Origin of the sequence: Sphingobacterium sp. UME9 (assembly GCF_014170215.1) — a bacterium.
GTDB classification, from domain to species: Bacteria; Bacteroidota; Bacteroidia; order Sphingobacteriales; family Sphingobacteriaceae; genus Sphingobacterium; species Sphingobacterium paramultivorum.
The window spans coordinates 1,370,196-1,395,262 of record NZ_LZZP01000003.1 but is presented as its reverse complement, the minus strand read 5'-3'; the positions used below and the strand labels follow the sequence as shown (position 1 = coordinate 1,395,262).

Annotated in this window: 27 protein-coding genes and 3 tRNA genes; 10 read left to right on the top strand and 20 right to left on the bottom strand. The window is 42.7% G+C overall.

The genetic code is table 11. The annotated features are described in order from the left end of the window. The first annotated feature begins 421 nt into the window (after window positions 1-421). From A9970_RS07515 to A9970_RS07505, 3 genes are all read left to right on the top strand, one after another. Window positions 422-1,261 (top strand): helix-turn-helix domain-containing protein, encoded by an 840-nt coding sequence (locus A9970_RS07515; protein WP_182981822.1) that lies wholly within the window; start codon window positions 422-424, stop codon window positions 1,259-1,261. 396 nt (window positions 1,262-1,657) lie between these two features. After that, window positions 1,658-2,233: a Crp/Fnr family transcriptional regulator gene (locus A9970_RS07510; protein WP_182981821.1), complete on the top strand. Its 576-nt coding sequence runs from the start codon at window positions 1,658-1,660 to the stop codon at window positions 2,231-2,233. 63 nt (window positions 2,234-2,296) lie between these two features. Next, window positions 2,297-3,307, top strand: a complete 1,011-nt coding sequence (locus A9970_RS07505; RefSeq protein ID WP_182981820.1) for an NAD-dependent epimerase/dehydratase family protein — start codon at window positions 2,297-2,299, stop codon at window positions 3,305-3,307. On the opposite strand, the gene A9970_RS07500 is transcribed toward A9970_RS07505, so the two are convergent. The 7 genes from A9970_RS07500 to A9970_RS07470 all read right to left on the bottom strand — a co-directional run bounded on the left by A9970_RS07500 (window position 3,304) and on the right by A9970_RS07470 (window position 10,377). Then, window positions 3,304-5,634 carry a GAF domain-containing protein gene (locus A9970_RS07500; protein WP_182981819.1) on the bottom strand — a complete coding sequence of 777 codons (2,331 nt, stop codon included), beginning with the start codon at window positions 5,632-5,634 and terminating at the stop codon, window positions 3,304-3,306. The genes A9970_RS07505 and A9970_RS07500 overlap by 4 nt on opposite strands. Window positions 5,635-5,654: 20 nt before the next feature. Beyond that, window positions 5,655-6,020, bottom strand: coding sequence for a hypothetical protein (locus A9970_RS07495; RefSeq protein ID WP_182981818.1), 366 nt, complete (start codon window positions 6,018-6,020; stop codon window positions 5,655-5,657). A 27-nt stretch (window positions 6,021-6,047) separates the two neighbouring features. Then, a complete protein-coding gene (locus tag A9970_RS07490; protein WP_220801537.1) occupies window positions 6,048-7,187 on the bottom strand; it encodes a serine hydrolase in 1,140 nt (379 codons plus the stop codon). A gap of 90 nt (window positions 7,188-7,277) precedes the next feature. Further along, a complete protein-coding gene (locus A9970_RS07485; RefSeq protein ID WP_182981816.1) occupies window positions 7,278-7,949 on the bottom strand; it encodes a phosphatidate cytidylyltransferase in 672 nt (223 codons plus the stop codon). Window positions 7,950-7,959: 10 nt separating this feature from the next. Further along, window positions 7,960-8,670: a phosphatidate cytidylyltransferase gene (locus A9970_RS07480; protein WP_182981815.1), complete on the bottom strand. Its 711-nt coding sequence runs from the start codon at window positions 8,668-8,670 to the stop codon at window positions 7,960-7,962. 2 nt (window positions 8,671-8,672) lie between these two features. Continuing rightward, on the bottom strand, window positions 8,673-9,254 hold the full coding sequence (locus A9970_RS07475) for a CDP-alcohol phosphatidyltransferase family protein (protein ID WP_182981814.1): 582 nt from the start codon (window positions 9,252-9,254) through the stop codon (window positions 8,673-8,675). Between the two features lies 1 nt (window position 9,255). Further along, entirely contained in the window at window positions 9,256-10,377 is a 1,122-nt protein-coding gene (locus A9970_RS07470) for a hydroxymethylglutaryl-CoA reductase (protein WP_182981813.1), read from the bottom strand. A gap of 126 nt (window positions 10,378-10,503) precedes the next feature. On the opposite strand from A9970_RS07470, the gene A9970_RS07465 reads away from it, so the two are divergent. Together A9970_RS07465 and A9970_RS07460 are read left to right on the top strand one after the other, a co-directional pair. After that, complete coding sequence (locus A9970_RS07465; RefSeq protein ID WP_182981812.1) at window positions 10,504-11,457, top strand: hypothetical protein; 954 nt, start codon at window positions 10,504-10,506, stop codon at window positions 11,455-11,457. 141 nt (window positions 11,458-11,598) lie between these two features. Then, window positions 11,599-12,195, top strand: coding sequence for an FMN-dependent NADH-azoreductase (locus A9970_RS07460; RefSeq protein WP_182981811.1), 597 nt, complete (start codon window positions 11,599-11,601; stop codon window positions 12,193-12,195). 88 nt (window positions 12,196-12,283) lie between these two features. On the opposite strand, the gene A9970_RS07455 is transcribed toward A9970_RS07460, so the two are convergent. The 13 genes from A9970_RS07455 to pfkA all read right to left on the bottom strand — a co-directional run bounded on the left by A9970_RS07455 (window position 12,284) and on the right by pfkA (window position 20,953). Continuing rightward, complete coding sequence (locus tag A9970_RS07455; RefSeq protein WP_259655340.1) at window positions 12,284-13,519, bottom strand: RNA polymerase sigma factor; 1,236 nt, start codon at window positions 13,517-13,519, stop codon at window positions 12,284-12,286. A 5-nt stretch (window positions 13,520-13,524) separates the two neighbouring features. Then, entirely contained in the window at window positions 13,525-13,863 is a 339-nt protein-coding gene (locus A9970_RS07450; RefSeq protein ID WP_182981810.1) for a YciI family protein, read from the bottom strand. A 163-nt stretch (window positions 13,864-14,026) separates the two neighbouring features. Next, window positions 14,027-14,935 carry an SMP-30/gluconolactonase/LRE family protein gene (locus tag A9970_RS07445; RefSeq protein ID WP_182981809.1) on the bottom strand — a complete coding sequence of 303 codons (909 nt, stop codon included), beginning with the start codon at window positions 14,933-14,935 and terminating at the stop codon, window positions 14,027-14,029. A 45-nt stretch (window positions 14,936-14,980) separates the two neighbouring features. Next, the gene (gene arsB / locus A9970_RS07440; protein WP_182981808.1) at window positions 14,981-16,054 is read right to left on the bottom strand and encodes an ACR3 family arsenite efflux transporter; all 1,074 of its coding nucleotides are present in this window, start codon (window positions 16,052-16,054) and stop codon (window positions 14,981-14,983) included. A gap of 21 nt (window positions 16,055-16,075) precedes the next feature. Then, window positions 16,076-16,495 carry an arsenate reductase ArsC gene (locus A9970_RS07435; protein WP_182981807.1) on the bottom strand — a complete coding sequence of 140 codons (420 nt, stop codon included), beginning with the start codon at window positions 16,493-16,495 and terminating at the stop codon, window positions 16,076-16,078. A 15-nt stretch (window positions 16,496-16,510) separates the two neighbouring features. Further along, a complete protein-coding gene (locus A9970_RS07430) occupies window positions 16,511-17,080 on the bottom strand; it encodes a DUF6428 family protein (protein ID WP_182981806.1) in 570 nt (189 codons plus the stop codon). A 39-nt stretch (window positions 17,081-17,119) separates the two neighbouring features. Further along, window positions 17,120-17,449 (bottom strand): helix-turn-helix transcriptional regulator, encoded by a 330-nt coding sequence (locus A9970_RS07425; protein WP_075992909.1) that lies wholly within the window; start codon window positions 17,447-17,449, stop codon window positions 17,120-17,122. Window positions 17,450-17,639: 190 nt separating this feature from the next. Further along, window positions 17,640-17,724 (bottom strand) — tRNA-Leu (locus tag A9970_RS07420). 5 nt (window positions 17,725-17,729) lie between these two features. Further along, window positions 17,730-17,802 (bottom strand) — tRNA-Gly (locus tag A9970_RS07415). Between the two features lie 53 nt (window positions 17,803-17,855). Next, window positions 17,856-17,928: transfer RNA gene (locus A9970_RS07410), tRNA-Phe, on the bottom strand. A gap of 175 nt (window positions 17,929-18,103) precedes the next feature. Continuing rightward, window positions 18,104-19,102 carry a type I glyceraldehyde-3-phosphate dehydrogenase gene (gene gap, locus A9970_RS07405; protein ID WP_070561154.1) on the bottom strand — a complete coding sequence of 333 codons (999 nt, stop codon included), beginning with the start codon at window positions 19,100-19,102 and terminating at the stop codon, window positions 18,104-18,106. A gap of 4 nt (window positions 19,103-19,106) precedes the next feature. Then, complete coding sequence (locus A9970_RS07400) at window positions 19,107-19,958, bottom strand: hypothetical protein (protein ID WP_153844740.1); 852 nt, start codon at window positions 19,956-19,958, stop codon at window positions 19,107-19,109. A 17-nt stretch (window positions 19,959-19,975) separates the two neighbouring features. Further along, a complete protein-coding gene (gene pfkA, locus A9970_RS07395) occupies window positions 19,976-20,953 on the bottom strand; it encodes a 6-phosphofructokinase (protein WP_075994837.1) in 978 nt (325 codons plus the stop codon). A 185-nt stretch (window positions 20,954-21,138) separates the two neighbouring features. Between pfkA and A9970_RS07390 the strand changes: the two genes are divergently transcribed. The 5 genes from A9970_RS07390 (at window position 21,139) to A9970_RS07370 (ending at window position 25,022) form a co-directional block, all read left to right on the top strand. After that, window positions 21,139-21,810: an NrtR DNA-binding winged helix domain-containing protein gene (locus A9970_RS07390; RefSeq protein WP_075992906.1), complete on the top strand. Its 672-nt coding sequence runs from the start codon at window positions 21,139-21,141 to the stop codon at window positions 21,808-21,810. Between the two features lie 169 nt (window positions 21,811-21,979). Then, window positions 21,980-22,162: a TetR/AcrR family transcriptional regulator gene (locus A9970_RS07385; protein ID WP_182981805.1), complete on the top strand. Its 183-nt coding sequence runs from the start codon at window positions 21,980-21,982 to the stop codon at window positions 22,160-22,162. After that, window positions 22,146-22,580, top strand: coding sequence for a hypothetical protein (locus tag A9970_RS07380; protein WP_182981804.1), 435 nt, complete (start codon window positions 22,146-22,148; stop codon window positions 22,578-22,580). The genes A9970_RS07385 and A9970_RS07380 overlap by 17 nt, the downstream gene beginning before the upstream one ends. 28 nt (window positions 22,581-22,608) lie before the next feature. Beyond that, window positions 22,609-23,952: a TolC family protein gene (locus A9970_RS07375; RefSeq protein ID WP_182981803.1), complete on the top strand. Its 1,344-nt coding sequence runs from the start codon at window positions 22,609-22,611 to the stop codon at window positions 23,950-23,952. Window positions 23,953-23,966: 14 nt separating this feature from the next. Continuing rightward, complete coding sequence (locus A9970_RS07370; protein WP_153844736.1) at window positions 23,967-25,022, top strand: efflux RND transporter periplasmic adaptor subunit; 1,056 nt, start codon at window positions 23,967-23,969, stop codon at window positions 25,020-25,022. Window positions 25,023-25,067: the final 45 nt, after the last annotated feature.

The window sequence follows — 25,067 nt, the reverse complement described above, 5'->3', positions numbered from 1 at the left end:
TTCTTTAGGTTGTTTAATGGTTAGTGCACCGTCTTTCGATGGTCTATGTTTGAGGGTGGATCAGCTATGCTGGTCCGCCTTTTTTTGCTGCGGTATTAACGCTGGCTGAGGATCTTTATTTTTTGCGGAGGTATGAGCCCTGATGGCGGATCTGCTTGCTGGTCATACAACTTTCCAAACCAGTGGGCCACCCGATTTTTCTGCTTTCATACAACAGATTTTGCCGCTATCGCTCAGGTTTAGAAAATATATTTCTATTCCAAATCATTACTTTACTTATCCGTATTATAACTCGTTTAGACTTTTTCTGTAAAGCTCTTTAAATTTCCACCATTAAATATAAAGAATAGGCAAACGCTAGGTGGTTCAGGCTATGGAGCTGCACTTGCTGGCGAATAATTAAACATTTAATTCAAGTAGGATGATGTATTCCAGGACGGGTTTTGAAGTCTTAAACAGGGAAATTGTAACGGAAGAGGAAGTGATTTTTTTCCCGCTAGCGGAATGGGAAAACTGGACGAAGGCCAAGTCGCATGATTCTTTTATGCTCTTGCTTTTTGAATCGGGAAGCGGTACGCATCGGATCGATTTCAAGGATTTTGAGCTCTGCCCTAAACAATTTCACCTGCTGCAGCCTCAGCATACGCATGAGTTTAAATTCAATAAAGATGTGAAGGGATATGGTTTACGGGTACACCGGAGCATTTTTGAACTGTTTTCGATCGGTTTTCATTTTGCGCTGCCCATGTTTATAAAACATCCTGTGCTGAAAATGAATTTATTAGAATTTGAATACCTTCAAAAGGAATTTGAGGGAATTGCCGAAGAAATCCATTCGAAAAAAATTAAGGATCTGATTATCGCGCGCCTCTTCGTCATTGCTTTTCTGGTCAGCCGAATCTCCAAAGCCTATTTCAGGGAACTGACGCAGGTTAATGAAAACCCCAAAGTCTATACTTTTTTGAAACTCATTGATCTTTTTTATCAATCTACCCGGGCTGTTTCTTTCTATGCGGAAAAACTCAATATCACCACCAGCCACCTGACCATCCTCTGTCAGCGTTATTTTGGTAGTACAGCGACACACCTGATCGACGCCCGCATCCTGTTGGAGGCGAAGAAATTGCTGGCCTCAGGCATATCGGTCAAAGAAACGGCTTATGCACTTAATTTCCGTGATGTCTCGTACTTCTCCCGATATTTTAAAGTACACACTAAAATCACGCCACGGGAATTTATAGCCGAATGCCGAATTGATTAGCATTGCGTTTTGCCTCGAAACCCTTGTTCTTGGCGATGATCCCCTTGGATGCCTTTACGGTAGACCGGCCTAACCACGCACTAGTGGAGCCTGCATGCTGTGCTGGCTTCTCTTGTGATTTATGGTGGTCTCGTGCGGAGCATTTTCAACGGGCAGGTTAGGTATTAAATGACGCATAAATGGGGCCTTCCGATCGCTTTGGATAAACGCATTTGTGGTACATATGGCAAGAGTAATTTCTATAAACCGATATTTGTCTACTAATTTTATTAGTATGTTAATCGCTTTTAGTATATTTGTTTAGTCAACGAAACGTTTCCCCGGATGCAATATCACGCTCAAAGCATTAGGAATGTACATAGCGCAAGGGTGAGGGGCACGAATAAAATAGATACAATGCACGCAAAGTTTATTCAGCTTATCAAACAACACAGCAAGTTATCGGAGCCAGAGATTGATCTGTGTAAGAACTATATGGAGCCAGTGCGCTATGCCAAACATCAGATCATCGAAGAGGAGGGAAAGGTACCGGCTTACCTCTATTTCGTTGTGTCGGGCTTTGTACGTCTGTTCCATTACAACGATAAAGGCGACGAACTGACGACACATATTAACTGCCCCCCGGGATTTATATGCTCTTACCAGAATTTCAGCAATCAGACGCGTTCTGAAGATAATCTGGAAAGCATCACCGACTGCGAACTGTTGCGTATCTCCAAAGCAAACCTCGATCTGCTAACAGCACAATCGTCTGCATTTAAAGATTTTAGTATGTATGTGTTTCAGCAGGCCTTAAGCTACAATGAGAAGAGATCGAAAGAGCTAGCCACGCTTACGGCCGAAAAACGCTACCTCAAGCTCTTGGCCGAACAGCCAGATCTGCTGCACAGCGTACCCATGCAATATATCGCGTCGTTCCTCGGCATGAACCCCAAAAGTTTGAGCCGTATCCGCAAACAGATCATTAGGTAACATTTGTGAACTGGTTTTGAATGGTCAAAGTAGAACTTTGTGCTATCATTTAAAATCAGACACATGACAACAAAAAAATTGGTACTGGTATCGGGCGCAAATGGGCACCTGGGCAACAACTTGGTGAGACTATTACTTTCACGGGGTTTTCAGGTACGCGCTTCTGTGCGAAATCTCGACAATAGCGCTGCACTAAAGGATTTGCCCTGCGAGCTTGTGGCGGCAGATATCACCGATAAGGCTTCTTTTATACGGGCGTTGCAGGGAGTGGATACCTTCTATGCCGTAGGTGCAGCGTTTAAACTATGGGCCCGGGATCCGCAAAAGGAAATCTACGACGTGAATATGCAGGGGACCCGCAATACCATCGAAGCGGCTGCGGCGGCAGGCGTCAAAAAAATCATCTATGTAAGTTCCATCGCAGCACTGGATTATACGCATACCCCCACACGGGAGAGCAATGGCTATAACCCCGACCGGAGGGATGCCTATTACAATTCCAAAAACGATGGCGAAAAGTTAGCCTTTCAGCTAGCACGTGAATTGGGGATCGAACTGGTGTCGGTCATGCCCGGTGCCATGATCGGCAGCGAAGCCGCTCTGCCCCTCAATGTATCGTACGATGTGCTACGCCTTATTCTGACCAAGCAGATTCCTGTCGATACGGGGATAGCCCTCAATTGGGTAGACGTCAAAGATGTCGCTGAGGGCTGCTACCTTGCCGCCCTAAACGGGAAAGCGGGAGAACGCTATATCCTCGCCAATGAAAAGTGCATGAGTATTAGCGATACGACCCGGCTGGCACAAAAGCTATATCCACAACTTCAGCTCAAGATTCCGGCAGCTGTTCCCAAAATATTGCTTTATACGATTGCCGGCCTGATGCAATTTGCGGCACGGCTGCAAGGGAAAGCTCCGGTGATCACCACCAAAGATATTGCGATGTTTTCGGGGCTGCAACAGGATTTTAACATCAGCAAAGCGCGCACGGAACTCGGCTTTAATCCAAAAAGCAGCGAGGAAGCCGTACGTGAGGCATTGGCCTACCTGATGGAACACCAGGAATTACTTTAGTGCAGATCTTGAAAATTGAATCCCACACGGATCGCTTTCAGGCCAACTAGTCCCTGTAGATCTTCCACCTCAAACTGCTCGATATTATCGTCTAGTAATCCTTTGTGCTGTAGTAGGTTGATGTATCCCAGATATTCTGTTTCTTCATGTACATTGGAGTAGACAATAACCAGTTTGCCTTTTTGTGTGATGCGCTCCGTCGAGCCCTTGATCTTGGCTTTATCAATGCGTTTCTTGGCAATCTCGTAGCGCACATTGTAGGAGCCGTCGATATCGAACTGCTTCTCGTCCATGCGAAAGCGGATGGAAATGGGGGTGGCAAAGACCAGCACCAATGAGGTCACCTCCAGCTGATGCGGAAGGGCGGGCTGGAGCTGCCTAAACTCGCGTTCCATCGCACACATCACCTGCAGCTGCCACAGCCGTAAATTGCGTAGGTAGTAGAGTTCAAAATTCCGACCGGGAGCGATGGAGGCCCCGATATACATGTTGTGCTCGATACCATCTGTCTTGTAGCGCTCATAATAATGAGGAAAGTATTCTTGGGCTTCCACCTGCTTTTCGTCGAGGATGGCTACCAGCTTTTTGTTGATCAGCGTGATGGAGTTGTCATAATCCTGTCGGGCCTCGTAAAAACCGCCGATAGAGAGGTTGATCCGCTCAAAATAGCGGCCGATGGCTTCGGTGGCGACGCTATTTTTGTTGTTTTTCCTGAAATTCTCCAAAATAGGGTGAATATCCTGGTTAAAATAATCGAGCATAAGCTGTTCCGTATCGGTCAGCAGCGCTTGCTGCAGCGTCGTCAGGTTTCTTTCCAGGTCGAAGACCTTTTGCTCAAAGAGCGGTAATCGCTGCGTTTGGTTGACCGCCGTGAACAATGCGATCAGTTCCTTGCTCTGATTGATGAGGTCCTGACGGATGGCCTGATTGCGGGATTCTGAGGAGCCCTGTACGTCGATCTGTCCATAGAGCGGATAAACATGGTCAAAGACGATTTCCTGCAGGGCATAGTCTTTTCCAAAGGCGCGGTCGTTGAGGAAATGCATGGCTTCTTCCTGAAACCGCCATTTGACACTCGGGTGTATAGCGGTATATTCCTTTTGGATCACCGCTTCGATCTGATTTTCAGTTTCTGCAAAGGCTTTCGAGACTTTATCTTTGATAAAGGGCAAGATGAAGTTGAGCTTGTTGGCATTGACCGAATTGAGTTCCCGCACCTTGGATGAGGACATTTCCAGTAGACCCAGCACTTTGTCGCCTTCGACGAGGGGAACAAAAATAAAGCTCTTTACCTGTTGCTGCTTGAGCTTGTTGATAAAATAGGCCTGCTTTGGATCATCCAGTGGCAGCTTGTCAATATCCGGTACAACAAAATATTCGTCCTTGGTGAGCAGGTTCTCCAAGGTCTCGCTGCAGAGCATGTTTTCACATTCCTCGATCGTCGAGTCGTAAAGCAGATGACTGTACAGCTGTTTTTCGACAATCCGTAAGTTGTACTCGTTCCTGACCTTTTCAAAGGAGGTCAATCCGATGCGCAGATCATTTATTTTATAAATCGACCTGAAAATGCTTTCTATTTCTGCCAGCTGGACAGCGCTTTTTTCGCGCAGCAGATTGCTCTTGAAGCTGGATACCGCATTTTCAATGGTCGCATCAAAAAGCGTCATAATGGAAAAGCCTTTCAGGATCCAGCTCTGCTCGGGGAATTTGGACTTCCATAGGGCAATATCCGAAAAGTTGTCGACCAGTTCGGTAATATCTTCAGCCGTAAGATCGAGCGCCCATTCTGTCGGAAGGACATCGATAAAATCGGCATTGAATAGGACGCGGTAATGATGGATGATATTATTCTTGTCTGGAATATCCAAGAAGAGGGGAGCATCCATGGCATCCACCTTAAAGCCATAATACTGACTAATGATAACGCAACAATTGAGAATATAATAGGTATCGGGCGAGATATCACGAAGGCTAAATTCATAGTGATCGCCGGCATCCGCTAATATTTTTTCCAGTCTTGCGGTATGGTTGAACGTATAGAGATGGAAGGGAATGGTGACGGCCTTGATCTCATTATGTGTCAGTGAGCTCGGGAACAGGTCGGCCAGCAGCACCTTGATAATAGGCTCATAGCGCAGCAGGTCTTCTGCTTTTTCGACCCCATTGATAAGTTCGGGGTATTTGCTGATTTCTTCCAGCAGCGCTCGGGCATAGCTGGCCTGAAAGCCAACCGGTGATAGGGCCGCTGCTTCAAAGGATGGTATAATCTTATGAAAAGCGATCAGGGTTTTAAACGGACTGGAATCAAAGGCGAAGTTAAACTGCATAATGGTTGTTCCCGACTAAATTAGATTATTGCTGGAAGATGTACAAAAATATAAAATAATCGGCGAAAAGAAAACCCAAAGCGGACGGATAAAAACAATTCAATGACATTGACGCCATTGAACTGTGCTGCTTTGCCGATACCGTCTTTGCTGCTGTTGGTCGGGTTGTTGCCACCGACAATGGTGGTCACTACACCATAGCTATTGACAACCCGGATACTATAATAATGGTTGTTGTAGTCGTTATCACAGACGACAATATACTGGTCTGACCACAGGGCTATACCCATCGGACTGCCAAATAATGCGGCATTGCCCTGGCCATCCTTGGCGGGTTTATGGTTGTTATTATTGGCTCCGGCAAGCAGGTAAAAGCAAAACTGCACAAATTTGTTGTCGGACGGCGACGCTAGCTATTCGGTAAGCCAAGTTCGTCTGATGTTATCCTTCAGTTCAGCTAATCTGTCCTGGCCGCTACTATCGTTTGCAAGGATGATAATAGCGGTATTCTTTTCGGGGTATAGGTAGCATAGTGCAGTGAAGCCACAGCCGTCGCGCCCTGTGTGCATAAGATAGGAGAGACCATCTTCCTCCTTATCCATCATCCAACCCAATCCCAGGTCCATACCGTCGGGCCTTGTAAACGTAGTTTTATGGCTTAGTGCGATGGCTGCATGGTTGTTATTTAGATTAGCGGATGCATACTTGAGCATATCACCGATTGTTGAAAACATGGAGGGAGCAGCTCTGTAACCATAGTCTGGAATAAAGGGCAACGCTTTTCCACGGTCGTCATGACCGGCGATGAGCCGCCGCTCATCCTTTGCTGAGAGTTGTGGTTTTGTATCCTTCATGCCCAGTTGATCTTTTAAATATGATGTTACCAGATCGTTGTAGGGTTTGTGATAAACGCGTTCCAATAGGGCAATCAACACCATCATCGCATTTCCATTGTAGCGGAATTTTGTGCCAGGAACCGTATCAAGCACAAATCTGTGCATATCCCGGAACAGGCTGTCGGCGGTATAAACACGGTAAAACTCCCGAAATGCTTTGTGGGGCAATTTGGTGATGCTATCGAGATATTTATCATCATAATTTCTCGACATCGAAGGTAGGGCTGAAGTGTGGTTTGCCAGATCTACCAGTCGAACAGGATGTCCCTTATACTGCAAATTTGGATAATCCCCAGGCAAATATTTTCGGATATCATCCTCAAGATTTACTTTTTTTTCGATGACCGCCTGTGCAAGCATTATGCCGACGAACGTTTTTGCAATGGAACCTAAACCGAAAATGGTATTGGTACGACTCAAGTTGCCCGTACCACGGTGAAAATCGTATTGCTGTGCTAAATCGCCCGTTATTATTCCGATCGATAGGTCAACGGTAATCGGGGATTGTAGATAGTGTTCTGCCGACCGTTGAACTAAGCTATCCAGCGAAGTTTTCAAAGGGTTGCTGCTTAAAATCGAGTCCTGAGAAGTTTGTCCGAAACAGAATTGTATCGTGAGAATGAAAAAAACAATAACTTTTAAAGGAGTTGATTTCATATAGATCTAACAATGATAGCATAAATATAGCCAAAGAATTCGTATTCAATAATTCCGCAAACGAAATTAAGATTTCTAGACTGTTCGTTGTCAGGGAAATAGAACATACAGACTGAGCATGCTACTGACCGGAATGCTTATATTGTCGTAACCGTCTTTGCTACATGCTTCGGCTATGGTCACGGCAAGAGCCAGGGTACATATCATGGTGATTTCGCTCATGTGCAAGCTTGGCTCTTGCATATAGTGTCCAATTACAACCACGGTAATCAAAGCGCATACAAAGAACACTGCGGACCCTAGTAGTGTTTTTCGCGCACCAAATAGGCGGTAAGAACCATAAGGCCATTTTTTGCCAGATAATGCTGCCATCGGATCACATATTGCCAAGGTGAGCAAGGGCAAATAATAAAAAATAGACCCTTTGTCCAACAATACCTGTGCGAGAAAGCAAAGATAGACTGCCGCAGGATAGGCCAGGCTACCGACAGATTTTCGGTCGATTGCATGGATAGATTTCAATAAATCGAACTTGATGGACAGCAATAAAATCAAAGTGAACAATCCGCATAGGGTGAAAACAGACCAGTGGCTGCTGATCAAAATCGGGAACGACATGCAGATTATCCCTGTACCTACATGGACGAGTTTTCGGGTAAACTCAGCTTTGACCTTAAACTGTTGATACAATAGTTCAGCAAGTCCGAATAGCAGCAAGAAAAGGGTGCCTAATAGGAGCATGTTCTCTAAATCGTTTTTCATAATGTTGTTTTTAAAGATAAATTAGTCCGTACATGGCTCCACTGAATATAAAGCTGTCAAATCGATCCAGTATTCCGCCATGCCCTGGAATGAGGGTGCCGTAATCTTTAATTTTACAGCTTCGTTTGTACCACGAAGCCAATAGATCGCCCAGCAATGCGGAAAAGCAAATAAAAAGGGCGGTCTTTAAAGTTTGCGTGATGGACAGGTCGATGGATGGAAAGAGGAAAAGGCTGGTACCAGTGGCAATGACCAAAGCGCCAATTAGACCCTCAACAGTTTTATTGGGACTAACCGAGGGAATAAGTTTTCTTTTGCCGAATAATTGACCGCAGAGCTGGCTGAATCCATCAAAAATCACCACCATAAAATAGATAAAACAAACCTTTTCTGTCGATGCCCTGTGCCCGAAGTTTATAAATGCAGCGATAAGAGCGACGTAAAGGACCACTACGGGACATAAGAATAGCAGTGGTCGTTCTGAATATAGGTGGGCCTTGACAATTTCGTAAAAACCGGCTATTCCAATGCAAATAGCCAAAAGTCTGACATAGTCCATATAAATGGAAAAAAAGACAAGGATCAAAATCAGGAAGTAAAAACCTAGTTTTAACCAGCGTTCCCTGGCTTGTGCAACTTGGCTATTCTTATTGAGATAGCCTGTGACCAATGCCCCGATGCCAAAAAATAACAACGCTATATTCGCCATCAATACATACATAATCAAGCTTTTTTTTGTAATTGGATAAGAAATATACTTTTCAGATTGGATTGCAGCTTCGGGAGAATAATCACGAGGACCAATTCTTCCAGGTAGGCCAAATAACTTACGGTTAGCATCAGGTGGAAATAAAAACTGTTAAATCCGAAGACAAAATAGCTAAAGATAAATATGCCCTGGAGATAGCCCGTTAATTTATAGGACCATAAATGGAAGCTGGGAAAGCGTTTAAATCGGATAAGAGCATAGATCTGGGGAACAATCCACAGGGCAATAAGTAGGATAAATTCGATTTTATAGACCATTACAAATCCTTTTTCCAATGTTATCATGCCGATGAATGCCATGAGGTATGTTCCGATATCTGCGATCGAATCTATTTTGGCGCCAAATTCCGTCTGAAGGTTAAATAGCCTGGCGATTAATCCATCGAGGATATCGCTAATCAGGTTGATGGACAGCAATAGGATAAAGAGATCCCTGTCTGCTGTTAAAAGGGCATAGCTGATAAAGGGTAATGCCAGTATACGGTAGGCGGAAAGTGCATTGGGCACATTCCATCTGTTTTCTTTTTTAGTTTCCATTTTATAGTGATTTTTTTCTGCCTAATTTTTGATGTGCCTGTGTAAAATGACCTGCGGAAAGGGCCGCGGCAATAGATAATTCTCCTGCGAGTGCAAGGGCTGCAGCTATTTCGGCATATTTTATGGCCTTCCCTTCGCCATAACAGTCCATCATTTCCAGACACTCTCTTTGGGTCGGAAGTGCTGTTCCACCACCGATAGTGCCGACAATAAGATTGGGTAAAGTGACGGCAGCATAGAGTGATCCGTCTTTATTCTGCTCCATTCGCGTGATACCCGTTGCCGCTTCGGCAACACAGGCGACATCTTGGCCCGTTGCCAAAAACAAAGCGGCCAATCCATTGGCATAATGCCCCTGTGCACCTATAGCTCCACTTTGGATAACACCCATGGTGGACGTACGCCAATAGCGATCCATCAGCTCGGCTGAAGTTTTAAGGATTTCGGACACGATGTTGGCCGGTAATGTTATTTCAGCTGTTACCTTTTTACCCCTGACATGATTGAAAGCTGCGGCGGTCGCTTTTTTGTCTCCCGAGCTGTTTCCCTCAATAAACCAGTGACTGGGCTTAATAGGACAAGAGTCAATCATAAACCGGCAGATGGCCTCTGTGCAGATGGTAACCATATTCTGGCCAGCCGCATCGGCAGTGAAATATTCAAAGGATATGGTTAAATGGTTGCCTTCAATCTGTATGCGGGTATCGGTTAACTTAGCAAATCTGCTTGTGCGTTTGACGATTTCCTGAAAGTTTTCTTTCTCTGCGAGGAACCAGGAAACGAAAAGACTTAAATCCTTGATGTTCTCAAATTTGAATACGGGGCTTCTCTGAACTCCTTCTTGCAGACAGATCGAGGTAATCCCGCCGGCGAGCAAACAGGCTTTAGATCCGCGGTGATAGGATGCAACCAATGCACCCTCAGTTGTGGCAAGGGGAATATGGTAATTTCCGTTGGCTGAAGTGCCATGAACTTTAAGGGGGCCGATGACCCCTGTAGGGATTTGACTCATGCCGATGAAGTTTTCAATGTTGCCATGGAAGAGTGATGGCGCTAGGCGGGTGTTTGTCAAGATCGGGAATTGGCTTGCGAATTCCTCTTGTTTATTTAATACGGTTTTCATAGCTGGCTTTTAATAAAATAAATGTGTATTGTCTTTCAAAGTTATTGTGATAATCGCAGTTAAAATTGTGAGAAACAATAATATAAATTTTTATTTTTGTGATTATCACAAAAAAATAGTTGGCTTATGTATCAGGAAAAGTTGATTCAGGAAATACAGCGAAAAATTGATCCCTCGAAATCTCTTATTGAGGTGATTGCTGACGCGCTTGATATTAGTTATGATGCGGCGCACCGCAGAATTTCAATGAAGAGCAAATTTTCAATAGGAGAGACGGTGCAGCTTGCAAATCGCTTTTCACTTTCTTTGGATAAGCTATTTCAGCAAAGTGATCACATCTTAGTAAAAAAAACAGCGGAAATCCAGTCCTTTAATGATCTGTCAAATTATCTGGAGCATTCGTTTAAATCGTTAACGGAGTTTGAACCCAATCTTCAGACTTACGTGTATTACTCGGCAAAGGATATTCCGATCTTTTACACCATCAATACAGGGCTTTTGTCCATATTCAAAAAATATGTATGGCTCAATTTATTGAGTCCAGACGGTTTGGAATTGTCTTTCGAATCTTTTTTGTCGAAAACACCGATCGATAGTAGGGGGCAGAAGCTTTATGATTATTATTCGTCCATCCGGGTGAAAGAGATCTGGAATGATACCACAATTAACAGTACACTCCAGCAGATCATCTATTTTTCCCAGGCCGGCTTACTGACCGCCGAAAACGGAAAGATGCTCTGTGAGCAGCTTAAAGAACTGCTGTTTTCACTGGAGAAAAGTTGTGTGCCAAACAATGACCAGTACCAGCTTTACTACCATGAGCTATTGATTTTAAACAATAACGTCCTAGTTGGAAATAACGACAGAAAATCATTATTCGTTCCGCATACGATGCTGGGCTATTTCATTACCAATGATAAAGACAGCTGTCGACACGCCTTCAATTTCTATCAGCATCAGCTCAAAAATTCCAGGTTGTTAAACACGGCCGGAACACGGGACAAGAAAATGTTTTTTAACAAAGTTTACCAAAAGATTGATCGCTATAAGGCACAGGTAAGTGCGGATAATGAAATGTAAGAAGAGAGAGCGATTGGTACATCGTTAAGGTTGAATTGGGTAATCGGAACGAGAGTGATGTTCGGATTGGGTGTTATTTCTAAGAATGGAGTGTCCCCTTTTGTTTTTCTTGATCGTTAAGTCGTAAAATAGTTAAAACGAATGAAGACCATTTTACACATTACATCAAGTGCAAGAGCAGACAGCTCCTATAGCACAAATTTGGGCAAAGAAATTATCGATCGTATCAGAAAAAAATACGGCTCAATCTCCGTTGTCACATGGGATCTGGTTGATACCCCTCCGCCTTTGTATACCCATGAGATGGTTCAGGGATTTTATACCCCAGTAGATACGCCAGATTACTGTTCGATTAAGTCATTGGCCTATGCGAATGATTTAATTGAGCGAATTAATGCGGCGGACATGCTCGTCATCAGTACGCCAATGCATAATTTCGGCATTTCTGCTCACCTTAAAGCATGGATCGATCAACTGGTTCGTTTTGGTGTTACCTACACGTATGATGGCACCGGTAATCGTGTTGGACTTATCGCGGACAAAGATGTCTATTTGGCTATTGCTTCCGGTGGAATGCAAAGTTCATCGTCGGTACAAGACTACATAGCGGATTATCTAGTTGCTGTCTTCCGAACCTATGTTGGGATAACGAAAATCCAGACGTATCGGATAGAAGGTACGGCCTTCCCTAATTTTTCACCCGATTACAACGCGATATTGGCTGACTTTCCCCACTGAGGTCACAACAAGGGAATAAAGCTGATACCTTAACCGTTGTTTTTAGCCCAGATCCCAAGTCTTTTGCCTTGGGATCTGGTATCGATTATCACCGGAGTGCAAGGATTTGTTTTTGGTAAACATCCTGTTCAGTTAATGAAGAGGCTAAATTCAGCGCTTTAGTGTAGTTATCAATTGCTTCGGCTTGGTCAAGATCCCGATAGAGGTAGCCCAGTAATCCAAAATAATGGGACATTTTAATGAGATTAAGCTTTTTTGTTTCCTCGATACCTGCCTCTGTGCCATACACCTTGGCATAGGCAAATGCCCGGTTGAGGGCCGTCACGGGCGAGTATTCGATCAGAATCAACTGATTATAAAACTTTAAAATGTATTCCCATTTCGATTGGTTATCCACCACGGTGTGCCAATAAGCGATGGCTGCTTCGATATGGTATTTGGAGGTTTCCTGCGTATCGGTCGCCTGTACCATGTAGAAATTACCTTGATCGATCATATCGCTATCCCATTGTTGCACATCCTGTTGTTCAAAAAGTACGATTGCCCCATCCTTATCCATTCGGGCATCAAGCCGCGAGCTTTGGTAACACATTAACGCTATTAAAGCGTTGGTCTGTGGCAGGTTGGTTGTTTCATGTGCTGTCAACAGGAGAGCTAATCGTATGGCCTCCATGCATAGTTCTTTTCGAATGATGTGATTTTCATGTTGAGCATAATATCCTTCGTTGAAAAGAAGATATATCGTTTTCAATACTGCGGCTAGGCGAGCGCTTATTTGGCTATCGGATAATTCTTTTAGTTCAAATTTGCTATCCCTTAAGGCTGTTTTTGCTCTAAATATGCGCTTCTTTATGGTTTCTTTATTTGTGAGCAGCGCCTGGGCGACCTCTAGGATACTAAATCCGCATAAGATCTGCAATGCTAAACTAATCTGCCCCGCTATGGGTATTATTGGGTCACAGATGGCAAATAGCATTGCCAATTGGCTGTCGCTAATGGTACGTTGGTCTATGTCGTCTGGCAGCGTCTTTTCATTCATTTCCTTTAAGATATTGTCTTTGACTTTAAGTTCAAAGACAGCCTTATGTTTAAAGTAATCTTTTACCTTGTTTTTGGCGACAGTGTAGAGCCAGGCTTGGGGGTTTGCTGGGATGCCGGTAACTGGCCAGACTTCCGAAGCTTTTAAAAATGTATCGCTCGCAATATCTTCCGCCAGCTGGATGTCGGACAATCCAAAATGACGGCATAATACAGCCGTCATTTTGGAATATAGGTCGCGAAACAGACCTGGTATCAACTCAGCTGTTGATGTAGGCTTTTCCAACGGAATTAGGATTTTAGGAGCTCACGCACTTCAATACTTCCGCCAATTTTAAATATTGGATTCTGTTTGGCAATTTCTACAGCTTCATCAATGTTTTCGGTCCGCACTACAATAAAGCCACTGACGTATTCCTTTAATTCGGTAAAGGGGCCGTCGGTAACTACTTGATCAGCGGATATATGTCGTCCACTGTCGATCGTCGGTAAAAGTGTTTTTCCCTTATCCACCAATTTTTCCTGAGCAGCGATACTGGCCAGCCAGTTCATACGCTCCTGCATTTGTGCTGGAGAAGGCTTGAGATCAGCGCCGGCCTTTAGTCTGAAGATTAGCATAAATTCTTTCATCGTTTTTAAATTTTAGTATTTACCATCAAACGATCGAGCATTACAAAAGGGGACATCTGAGCTGATAATTGAAAAAAATAACATTGGAAACAGTCCATTTTAAAATGCTGCGGTGTATGGCAAGTTACGAAATATCGAGTGAATGTTTTTTCTTTCTTTGGTATTAATCCACTCCCTGGGTATGCATGGGGATCTTATAGATGGCTGTTGATGCGGTTATAAATAGATCCGTACGATCTTTACCACCAAAACAGACATTGGATGTCCATGGTTCATTTACTTCAATATGGCCGATCAGCAGGCCTGTTGGACTATAAATAAAAACGCCTTTGCCTGTCAGGTAAATATTTCCTTGATGGTCCAATGTCATCCCGTCAGATCCCTGATCGATAAGCGCCGTCTGTCCGCTGAGCTTGCCGTCAGATTCAATGGTGTACCTGTACGTTTTATTCCGTTCGATATCTGCGACATAGAGGTATCTTCCATCGGGCGAGCCGACAATGCCGTTCGGTTTGCTTACATCATCAGCTACTACGATGGGTTTTTTCGTTTTTCCTGGAGGAAGGTAGTAGACTTTCTGCCCCGCTATTTCTGGCTTTTTCCGGGTCCAATAATCGCGCAGATAAAAGGGGTCTGTAAAGTAGATGCCACCTTTCTTGTCTGCCCAAAGATCATTTGGACCATTCAGTTTCTTTCCATCGACAGCTGTCAGCAGGACGGTAACCTGACCATCTTTGCTGATTGACCAGATTTCGTTCTTTTCGTCGGCACAGGCAAGGAGCTGACCCCGATGGTTAAAGTAAAGTCCATTTGCGCGGCCTGCAGAATCTTTAAAAAGCGAAAGTTGCCCTTTGGTGCTATATTTCCAGATTTTGTTATTGGGCTGGTCGGTAAAATAGATGTCCCCGGCCTTGTCCACTGCCGGCCCTTCGGTAAAGGCAAACTGTCGGGCTATTAATTTTAGGCTGTCCTGATGAAACAACTGTGCGCTGAGGTCTAAGCCATTTAAGGAGAAGAGTGCGGACAGCAGGAGTGTAGGCCAGTGCCTGCGAGAATGAGCTGAATGGAACATATCAACTAATTTATCAATTTTCCGGCAATAAATAATTTTCTTGAGCTATATCACCTGGCCTTTGTAATATTTCTTTCTTAACCAAAAAGCTACATTGACCAAGGCAATCAATGCAGGCACTTCCACGAGTGGACCGATAACACCGGCAAATGCCTGGCCACTGTTGATGCCGAAGACGCCAATAGCAACTGCAATAGCCAACTCAAAATTATTACCGGAAGCTGTAAAAGAAATGGCTGCATTTTTGGAATAATCTGCGCCCATTCGTTTACCGATAAAAAAGCTCACCAGGAACATAATGGCAAAATAGATCACCAAAGGAATCGCAATTCTGACAACGTCCATAGGAATCTGAACGATCAGTTCACCTTTCAGGCTGAACATGACTACAATTGTAAATAATAATGCGATTAAGGTGATGGGAGAGATCAGCGGTACAAATTTGCTTTGGAACCATTCTTCTCCATTTAACTTAATCAGGCCATAACGGCTGATTATGCCCATTGCAAAGGGAATACCCAAATAAATTCCGACACTTTCCGCAATCTGACCGATCGAAATATTGACATCAAGACCTTTCATCCCAAATACTGGAGGCAGAACGGTGATAAAGATATAAGCATAAACGCTGTACAATAAAACCTGAAAAATGCTATTGAGGGCAATGAGTCCAGCAGCATACTCGCGGTTTCCTTCCGCCAGCTCATTCCATACAACGACCATTGCAATGCAGCGGGCAAGCCCGATAAGAATAAGGCCGATCATATATTCGGGGTAGCCCCGAAGAAATACAATCGCCAGGATAAACATTAGAATAGGCCCTATGATCCAGTTCAGGAGTAGGGAAGCTCCCAATATCTTTGTGTCCTTAAATACGTTGCCCATATTTTCATATTTCACCTTGGCAAGTGGTGGATACATCATCAGGATCAGGCCAATGGCAAGTGGAATATTGGTGGTGCCGCTCGAGAAAGAATTGATAAAATCAGACGAAGACGGGAAAAGGAATCCAATAGATACTCCGATTGCCATCGCCAGGAAAATCCATAAGGTAAGGTATCGGTCGAGGAAACTCAATTTTTTCCTTTCATGTGCTGGGGCGCAGTTGTTGGTTGACATCTTTTTTGTTAGTGGGTATGTTTATTTATCGAGATTTTCCGCTACAAATTCAGCACTGTATGTTTTGATAAGATCACGTACCCTTCTGAATTCATTCATAACTTCTTCCTCCGTTCCGGTAGCTTTTGCCGGGTCTGGGAAATTGTAATGTAGCTTTTTAGCCCTTGAGGGAAAATATGGACAACTCTCTTTGGCATTATCGCAGACCGTAATTACATAGTCAAAGTCTATTGCCGCATACTCATTGACATGATTAGAGGTGTGGGATGAGATATCAATGCCGGCTTCAGCCATAACCTGAATGGCTTTAGGGTTAACGCCATGCGTTTCTATGCCGGCGCTATAAACCTCGGCTCGGCCACCTGCGAAATGTCTTAAAAATCCTTCTGCAATTTGGCTGCGGCAACTGTTGCCGGTGCAGAGTACCAATATTTTTTCCATTATTTAATGTTTTGATTAGCAGCAGCCGCCACCAGGTTTACAAACGGGTCCATCAGCAGCCAGATTAAGCATTTCCAGCTTTACAGGTTCGGCTTTAGCAACGGGTGCGCAGCATTCTTCTCCATCTGACGTGGTGCCACAGCTTCCTCCACGGTTAATGGCTTTGCACTGGGTATAATCTGGAGTAAGGTTAACGATTAAATCTTGTCCGGATACGGTAAAATTACCCGGATACATTTGGCGTGTATCGAACTGCGAGTTGCCAAATTCAATTTTTACAATAGCATTGGGATTAAGCGGCAATTTCTTTTCAACGATATCAACGATAGACATCGCTTTACTTGCCTGCATTGCACGGCCTTCTTCTGTTTCCCTTGGTTCCCATAGTTGGACAATGATTTCAGTCCAGGAGTTCATTACGCCACCACAATCGACGGATACGATCGGAGCCTGTTTGATTTCTGTAATATGGTAGGAGGGATCTACCCATTTTCCTGCTGCATATTCAAATTGTAAAATTTGATTCGGGTTTTGCTGGAGCTGCGTTTTAAACGTTTCCCAGTTGATAAATGCGGAGTTGTTCATGTTATATTGCAATTTAACGATTAATTGATGTAAATTTTTTTAGCAACAGTTTGTGTTCTCTTTATAAGAGTCAAAGAAAGCTGCCAGGTTTGTTTTCAATAATTTCCAGGCTTTCGGTTCAATGCAATAGCATACCCGTACACCCTCAATGGTGCCCTGGATAATACCCGCATTCTTCAATTCTTTAAGGTGCTGGGAAATTGTTGGCTGTGCCAATCCTAGTTCCTCAACCAGATCACCACAGATACAAGAATTTGCACGGATGATGGATTGAAGGATCGCAATACGGGCAGGATGGCCCAATGCTTTGAGCATTGTCGCGAGCTGATTCTGTTCTTCTGTGAATATTTCTGTCTTAGTAAGTCCCATAATGTTATTGCAATATTACGATTAATTTTTCTAAAATCCCAAATCGGAAACATAAAAATTATGCTACGATGATATTAATCGTAGTACTGCGCTCAAATCGAACTCGAAATGGCCTAATATTAAATTGGGGGCAAAGGGTTTATATTGGTATAAAAAAAAAGAGACAACCGATATTCGGCGTCTCTTTTTGTACCTAGGGCGGGAATCGAACCCGCACTCCCTTAACGGGAACAGGATTTTAAGTCCTGCGTGTCTACCAGTTCCACCACCTAGGCAGGTGAGCGAAAAACGAGATTCGAACTCGCGACCCCAACCTTGGCAAGGTTGTGCTCTACCAGCTGAGCTATTTTCGCATTGGAATTATTATTCTTTCAATCTATCAGAACCTTGCGTTCTTCCTTTTCGGTGGTGCCAGCTGGATTCGAACCAGCGACACAAGGATTTTCAGTCCTTTGCTCTACCAACTGAGCTATGGCACCTTTTCAATTTAGCTGTCTGCCTTATTGATGATGCAAATATAGACGGATTATTTGAATTACGAAAGCTAAAAGCGCTTTTTTTTGCGTTTAAACGCCAACCTGCTGATTTTTAAGGAAAAAAAATAAGGGGCTATTCGTGTAGAATAGCCCCTTTATAGGATATTGGTCGAGTTGATTAAGATAATTTACCAACTTCTAATACCAAGTCAACGATTTTGTTTGAATATCCCCATTCGTTGTCATACCAAGATACAACTTTAACGAAGTTATCATTCAATGAAATTCCTGCTTTTGCATCGAAGATTGATGTACGTGCATCACCTAAGAAATCTGAAGAAACAACTTCGTCTTCAGTATAACCTAAGATACCTTTCAATTCGCCTTCAGAAGCTTCTTTCATTGCAGTTTTGATTTCTTCGTATGAAGCACCTTTGTTCAAACGTACTGTTAAGTCAACAACTGAAACGTCTGCTGTAGGAACGCGCAAAGACATACCTGTCAATTTACCTTTCAATTCTGGAAGAACCAAACCTACTGCTTTAGCAGCACCTGTAGATGAAGGGATGATGTTTTGGTATGCACCACGACCACCTCTCCAGTCTTTTACTGAAGGACCGTCTACAGTTTTTTGTGTTGCTGTAACCGCGTGTACTGTTGTCATCAAACCTTCAACGATACCAAATTTATCGTTTAATACTTTAGCGATAGGCGCTAAACAGTTTGTTGTACATGAAGCGTTTGAAACGATGTGTTGATCAGCTTTCAACTCTTTGTGGTTTACACCCATTACGAAAGTAGGCGTGTCGTCTTTCGCGGGAGCAGACATAACCACTTTTTTAGCACCTGCATCGATGTGTTTTTGAGCCAACTCTTGAGTCAAGAAGAAACCTGTAGATTCGATGATTACTTCAGCACCTACTTCATTCCATTTCAAGTTTGCCGGATCTTTCTCAGCTGTAACACGGATAGTTTTTCCGTTAACAACCAAATTACCGTCTTTTACTTCTACAGAACCGTCAAATTTGCCATGTGTTGAATCATATTTCAACATATAAGCCATATAATCTGGTTCAACTAAGTCATTGATACCAACAATTTCAATTTCTGGACGATTGATAGCCGCTCTAAATGCTAAACGACCAATACGGCCAAATCCGTTAATTCCAATTTTCATATTCTTAATTTTTATTGATATAATATTTAATTAAATTATGTATCGGCTCTTTTACAACAGTACCAATACTGATATTAAATTCGTCTGTGGCAACTTCCCGAAGCAAGTGCTCATAATTAAACGCTACTGAACCCGTAAAGTTTACATCACTGTCCGGATATTCTTTCATTAATGGCTTGATGTAGGTTTTTATAAACGTACGAAGCCCATTTTTAACCAATTGACTCATGAATAGATGATCCTTATTTTCGAGGACAAAGTCGGTAAATGAATTCAGAAAATTTGTCGGTTGTGGGGAAATATACACCCTTTCCAAAATGGTTTTCTTATCGATGTTAAATTCTCTTTCCAGTTTGTCCCGCAGATCAACAGGTAAGGTATCTGTCATATAATGTTTGAGCAACTGCTGGCTGTTCCAGTTTGTCGCCCCTTCATCGGCCAGAATATAACCTAGACCATAGTTATTGTCAATGATTTTTTTCCCTGTATAAAAAGCTGCATTTGATCCACTGCCAATGATGCCAATAATTCCTCTTTCGTCGCCGAAAGTCGAAATTGCCGAAGCAATGACATCATGATCAACCCGTACGCGCGCATTGACGAAAAAACGTTCGAGGACGTTTTTTATTTTATCCTTACGTTCCTTCGACGAAGATCCCGCACCAAAAAAATAGATCCGTCTGATTTTTTCGGCGTTGTTGATCAGGTTGGTGTTTTTATGCAAATGCTGTAGTATGGAGCGCTCATCTTGAAGATAAGGATTGATCCCGTTCATGCGGAACCCCGTGGTGATCCGCCCCTTGTCAGCCAATCTCCAGTCTGAAAATCGAGACCCACTATATACTACTGCTATCATGTCTGTTCAAATTATGATTATAAAATCTCAGCCATCTCCAATAAATCAGGGCTAAGTTTAATTTCCTTATTGCTGATTGCTTCTTCAATTGGAGTTGTCTTGATTTCATTACCACGAAGCCCAACAGTAACTCGTGTGTTTCCGGCCAATAATTCATTGACAGCAGCAAAGCCCAATCTACTCGCAAGCACGCGGTCGAAACTCGTTGGAGAACCACCGCGTTGCAAATGCCCTAATATACTAACTTTCGTGTCGTAATGATCAAACTTTTCTTTTACTTTTTTTGCGACATAATAAGCACCACCATTTTGGTCGCCCTCTGCAACAATAACAATAGACGACGATTTCTTCTTAATGGCACCGTCTTCTAAATGACGGATTAAATCGTCAATGGCGGTTTCTTTCTCTGGAAGTAAGATTGCTTCGGCTCCGCCAGCAATGCCTGCATTCAACGCAATACAACCTGAATCCCGGCCCATTACTTCAACAAAGAAAAGACGTTCATGTGACGCCGCAGTATCTCTGATTTTATCAATAGCTTCAATTACAGTATTGTTGGCCGTATCGTAACCAATGGTATAATCAGAACCATAAAGATCGTTATCTATCGTGCCGGGTATACCTATAATAGGTATCTCAAATTCTTTGGAGAAAAAATTAGCCCCTGTAAAGGTACCGTCACCACCAATGACCACCAATGCATCCACACCGGCAGCGATCAGATTGTCATATCCTTTTCGACGGCCTTCCGGCGTCTTAAACTCCATGCAACGCGCTGTTTTTAATATTGTACCACCACGTTGTATAATATTGCTGACCGAACGCGTATCCATTTCTATGAAATTTGCGTCGATCAGACCTTGGTATCCTTGATAAATACCCGTTACTTGCAATCCCTTATGTAATGCTGTTCGAACAACAGCACGAATACAGGCATTCATCCCAGGAGCATCACCTCCCGACGTCAATACACCTATTTTTTTAATTTCTTTTATCACACGCTATATTTTAGGTTTTACGAATATAAGATTTTTATAGTGTATATTCTACACTTTGAATAAATTTTTCAATATTTTTTTGCGCATCACGTTTAGGAAGCGTATAATTGTTACAGATAACCCGATGATTAGTAACCGCTAAATTTAGCTCAGTATATTGCACATAAATAAATTTAGAAGTTTTGTATAGTAATTTTACCGTTGACTGTGTCATATTAGGCTTTCACGAAGGAGAATTAAAAGTTCTTTTGGCCGAAAGAAATGAATATCCTTTTAAGGATTGGTGGGCATTGCCAGGTTTTTTCGTGGATAATGACGAAGAGATGGAAGATGCCGTAAAACGAATTTTGTATGAGAATACAGGTTTGAAAGATGTATTTATGGATCAACTGCATTCCTTTGCCGGATTAAAACGGCATCCAAAGGGGCGGATTCTGACGGTAGCCTATTACGCCCTCGTGCAGCTGGATAATACCAAATTGAAAACCAAACCTGTTACAAATTATATGAAACAGGCGAAGTGGTTTCCCGTTCGGAATGTACCTGAACTGGCATTTGACCATAAGCAGATTTTGGACCTCTGTCTGGAGCGATTGCAGCGGCGCCTTGCTTATAAGCCGATTGCTTTTGAGCTGCTGCCCGAAAAATTTACCCTCACCCAGTTACAGCTGGTGTATGAGGGAATCTTGAATAAACCACTCGATAAACGCAATTTTAGAAAGAAAATGCAAAATTATGGCTTTCTAAAAGAACTCGACGAAGTGCAGACTGGAGTTGCCTATCGTGCAGCACGGCTCTATAAACTGGATAAACGAAAATTTTTAAAACATTTTCAGAACACGGTCGCATTCTAACAGATCTGTTCGTATAATAAAAGGCAAACTCGAGAGTTTGCCTTTTTTGTTGTCAGGTTAATATCAAAATTATTACAATTTCAAAATTTATTTTGCCCAACATGTTACTTTTTATATTTTTGAACAATTTTTGATAAAAGTCAGAAAGTAGAAAGGAGTTTTTTGAAGAATGGAAGATAGAAAAGATCAAATCATTCATGCGGCTATAAGACGCTTTATGCATTACGGTTTTAGTAAGACTACGATGAATGAAATTGCGGAGGATATAAAAATTACCAAAGCGAATTTGTACTACTATTATTCGGAAAAAGAATGCACTTATACGGGATGTGATTGTGCGTTTGACGGATGAATATAGGGAAGAGGAGGAGAAGATGGTGGCTGTGCATGTGGGCACTACCTACGAGCTGATCATGAAAATACTGGAACTGCGCGATGCATTTGTCCGGAAATACTATATGCTGCACATGAACGAAAATCTGGAATGGATCAAGGGACTTTCCATGCAGGATTTTTTCCAGTGCCTGCACGACCGCGATGTGAAAGCCTTGTTTGAGATCCTGGAGATCGGTGCCGAAAAAGGTGAAATCGATGGGGAGCATCTCTATGATACGGCCGAAATCTATGTGGAATTGATGAAGAGCTTATCCCTGATGTGCAATATCTCGGATATCATTTCGGGGATTCCAAATCAGGATCGTTTTGATGAAGTGTTGCAAAAACAAAAGCTGGCTACCAAGCTGTTTTTTAATGGTATAAATAAAAAGTAGATATAAAATTAGGACAAATAAATTAGGAATGAAAACAATCAGAATACTAGCCAGCCTTTTATTAGGTACGATGGTTTTCCAGGGTCATGCACAGCAACAATTGAGCTTAAGTGATGCCATTAAATTTGCTTTGCAGAACAAAGCTGATGCGAAAAAGGCAGGGCTCGATGTCATAAATGCCGAACATAAAATCGCGGAAGTTAAATCAGGCGCATTGCCACAAGTGAATTTTAATGGTGGAATTACCTACAATCCAATGATCCAAAAAGTTGCTTTACCCGGAGAGCTTGTTGGTCAGCCAGGGACAACCGTTATGGCAGCTTTTGGACAAAAATGGCAATCCACAAATTCAATAAGTTTAAACCAACAGCTGTTTAATCAAACGGTATTTACTGGATTGAAGGCTGCTAAAACTACACGTGAATTTTATGTAGTCAACAAGACTTTAACAGATGAGCAGCTTATTGAGAAAGTGGCAAATAGTTATTATGATGTTTATCAGTCCAAATTGCAATTGAAAACTGTAGATAACAACTTGGAGAGCACAACAAAAACAAGGGATGTTATCGAGGGGTTGTTTAAAAATGGGTTAGCGAAGAAGATTGATTTGGACCGTACAAACGTTGCCGTGACGAATTTAAAAGCCTCTAGACAACAGCTGATAAATGCCGTTGAGCTAAAGGAAAATGCGTTGAAATTTGTTATTGGCATGTCCATGTCGGAGCAGATTTCCATGCCGAGCTCCACCTTTGAGACTGTTGCCTTAGATGCTGTATATAATCCGCTAGACGTTTCTGACAGGACGGAGATTCAGGTGTTGGCAAAACAAAATGAATTGCTTGAATTAAATAAAAAAGCAGAGATCTCCAAATATTATCCGACGCTGTCGTTGACTGCCAACTATGGAAGACAGGGTTTGGGACCTGTTTTTCCTTTATTTTCTAAAGCTGAAGGTGTAAATTGGTCCGGCTTTTCGGGTATCGGACTTAATCTGACCGTTCCTATTTTCAACGGATTCCTGACACGATCGAAAGTTCGTCAGGCGCAAATTGATATTGATAAGTTACAGGTGGATATTGCTGATACGAAACTGGCCTTAAGTATGGCAGCAGAGAATTCAAAGGTTCAGATCAAAAACTCCTTGTTGACGATCGAGTCGAATCGCAAAAATGTGGATTTGGCGAAATCGGTATTGGAAGATACAAACAACAACTATAAAAATGGTCTAGCGACATTGACTGATCTTTTGGATGCAGAAAACGCTTATGCAGATGCACAAAATAATTTAAACACTTCCTTGCTGGATTATAAAATTGCTGAAGTTCAGCTGATCAAAGCAAATGGAAAACTTAAATCACTCATTAACGAATAATTGACTAATACAATATGAAACGCGGAATTATTACCCTACTTATTATTGCTGCTGGTCTAGCAGGAATATTTTTTGTGTTAAATAAGAATAAAAAGAAAAACGAAGCCGAAACAGCAGAAGTAGCCAAGAAAAATGTGGCTATTGCTGTGCGTATCGATACAGCAAAAGTATCTTCCATGGATTTACGCTATACTGCTAACGGAACATTTTCTCCGAAACAGGAAGTAACTGTTTCGGCAGAAACTGCCGGCCGGGTAGTGAAAGTATTGGTTGATGAAGGTTCTCATGTGAGTGCGGGACAGACTTTGGCGATCATCGAGGGTGATAAACTGAATGTGAACGTGGCGAATGCGCAAGCCGCATATACCAACGCGCAGGCTGATCTGAATCGCTTTGAAAGTGCTTTTTCTACGGGAGGTGTAACCAAACAACAGTTAGACCAGGTGAAATTGCAATTTGAGAATGCGAAAAATAACTTAAGAGCTTCTAAATTGAATGCTGGCGATGTAACCATCAAAACGTCGGTATCGGGTATCGTCAATTCACGTAAAATCGAACCGGGAACTTACCTGAGTGTCGGTGCTGCGGCCTTCGATATTGTGAATGTTGCTACCTTGAAATTGCGTGTCAATGTAGACGAAAAGAATGTGGCGACCTTAAAGATCGGTCAATCTGTTGATGTGACAGCGAGTGTGTATGCAGACCAACGCTTTACTGGTAAAGTAACTTTTATTGCACCTAAATCGGATGGTAGCTTAAATTTCCCGGTGGAAATCGAAGTAAATAATGCATCGAACCAATTGCGTGCCGGTATGTATGGTACGGCCATCTTCGGCGAAGGCGTTGCCAGCAATACATTGATCGTACCACGAAATGCTTTTGTGGGTAGTGTGAGCGACAACAAGATCTTTGTGCTGAAAAACGGTAAAGCAATCGAAACAAATGTCAAATCGGGTAGAAACTTTGGTGATTACATCGAGATCTTAGGTGGTTTGCAAAATGGCGATCAGGTGATTGTTTCGGGTCAGATCAATCTATTTGACCAAAGCCCTGTAGAGATAATTAAATAGAGCATACTGTAATCAGTAGCAGATGGAACCCCGGTTGCATGGCTA

Coding starts and splice junctions, on each gene's coding strand:
- A9970_RS07470 (WP_182981813.1), bottom strand. CDS start 10,377: ATGAAAACCGTATTAAATAAACAAGAGGAATTCGCAAGCCAATTCCCG.
- A9970_RS07375 (WP_182981803.1), top strand. CDS start 22,609: ATGAAAACAATCAGAATACTAGCCAGCCTTTTATTAGGTACGATGGTT.
- A9970_RS07480 (WP_182981815.1), bottom strand. CDS start 8,670: ATGTATGTATTGATGGCGAATATAGCGTTGTTATTTTTTGGCATCGGG.
- A9970_RS07370 (WP_153844736.1), top strand. CDS start 23,967: ATGAAACGCGGAATTATTACCCTACTTATTATTGCTGCTGGTCTAGCA.
- A9970_RS07500 (WP_182981819.1), bottom strand. CDS start 5,634: ATGCAGTTTAACTTCGCCTTTGATTCCAGTCCGTTTAAAACCCTGATC.
- A9970_RS07430 (WP_182981806.1), bottom strand. CDS start 17,080: ATGAACAACTCCGCATTTATCAACTGGGAAACGTTTAAAACGCAGCTC.
- A9970_RS07460 (WP_182981811.1), top strand. CDS start 11,599: ATGAAGACCATTTTACACATTACATCAAGTGCAAGAGCAGACAGCTCC.
- arsB (WP_182981808.1), bottom strand. CDS start 16,054: ATGTCAACCAACAACTGCGCCCCAGCACATGAAAGGAAAAAATTGAGT.
- A9970_RS07385 (WP_182981805.1), top strand. CDS start 21,980: ATGGAAGATAGAAAAGATCAAATCATTCATGCGGCTATAAGACGCTTT.
- A9970_RS07475 (WP_182981814.1), bottom strand. CDS start 9,254: ATGGAAACTAAAAAAGAAAACAGATGGAATGTGCCCAATGCACTTTCC.
- A9970_RS07450 (WP_182981810.1), bottom strand. CDS start 13,863: ATGAAAGAATTTATGCTAATCTTCAGACTAAAGGCCGGCGCTGATCTC.
- A9970_RS07445 (WP_182981809.1), bottom strand. CDS start 14,935: ATGTTCCATTCAGCTCATTCTCGCAGGCACTGGCCTACACTCCTGCTG.
- A9970_RS07465 (WP_182981812.1), top strand. CDS start 10,504: ATGTATCAGGAAAAGTTGATTCAGGAAATACAGCGAAAAATTGATCCC.
- A9970_RS07490 (WP_220801537.1), bottom strand. CDS start 7,187: ATGAAATCAACTCCTTTAAAAGTTATTGTTTTTTTCATTCTCACGATA.
- gap (WP_070561154.1), bottom strand. CDS start 19,102: ATGAAAATTGGAATTAACGGATTTGGCCGTATTGGTCGTTTAGCATTT.
- A9970_RS07435 (WP_182981807.1), bottom strand. CDS start 16,495: ATGGAAAAAATATTGGTACTCTGCACCGGCAACAGTTGCCGCAGCCAA.
- A9970_RS07485 (WP_182981816.1), bottom strand. CDS start 7,949: ATGAAAAACGATTTAGAGAACATGCTCCTATTAGGCACCCTTTTCTTG.
- A9970_RS07425 (WP_075992909.1), bottom strand. CDS start 17,449: ATGGGACTTACTAAGACAGAAATATTCACAGAAGAACAGAATCAGCTC.
- A9970_RS07515 (WP_182981822.1), top strand. CDS start 422: ATGATGTATTCCAGGACGGGTTTTGAAGTCTTAAACAGGGAAATTGTA.
- A9970_RS07510 (WP_182981821.1), top strand. CDS start 1,658: ATGCACGCAAAGTTTATTCAGCTTATCAAACAACACAGCAAGTTATCG.
- A9970_RS07505 (WP_182981820.1), top strand. CDS start 2,297: ATGACAACAAAAAAATTGGTACTGGTATCGGGCGCAAATGGGCACCTG.
- A9970_RS07400 (WP_153844740.1), bottom strand. CDS start 19,958: ATGATAGCAGTAGTATATAGTGGGTCTCGATTTTCAGACTGGAGATTG.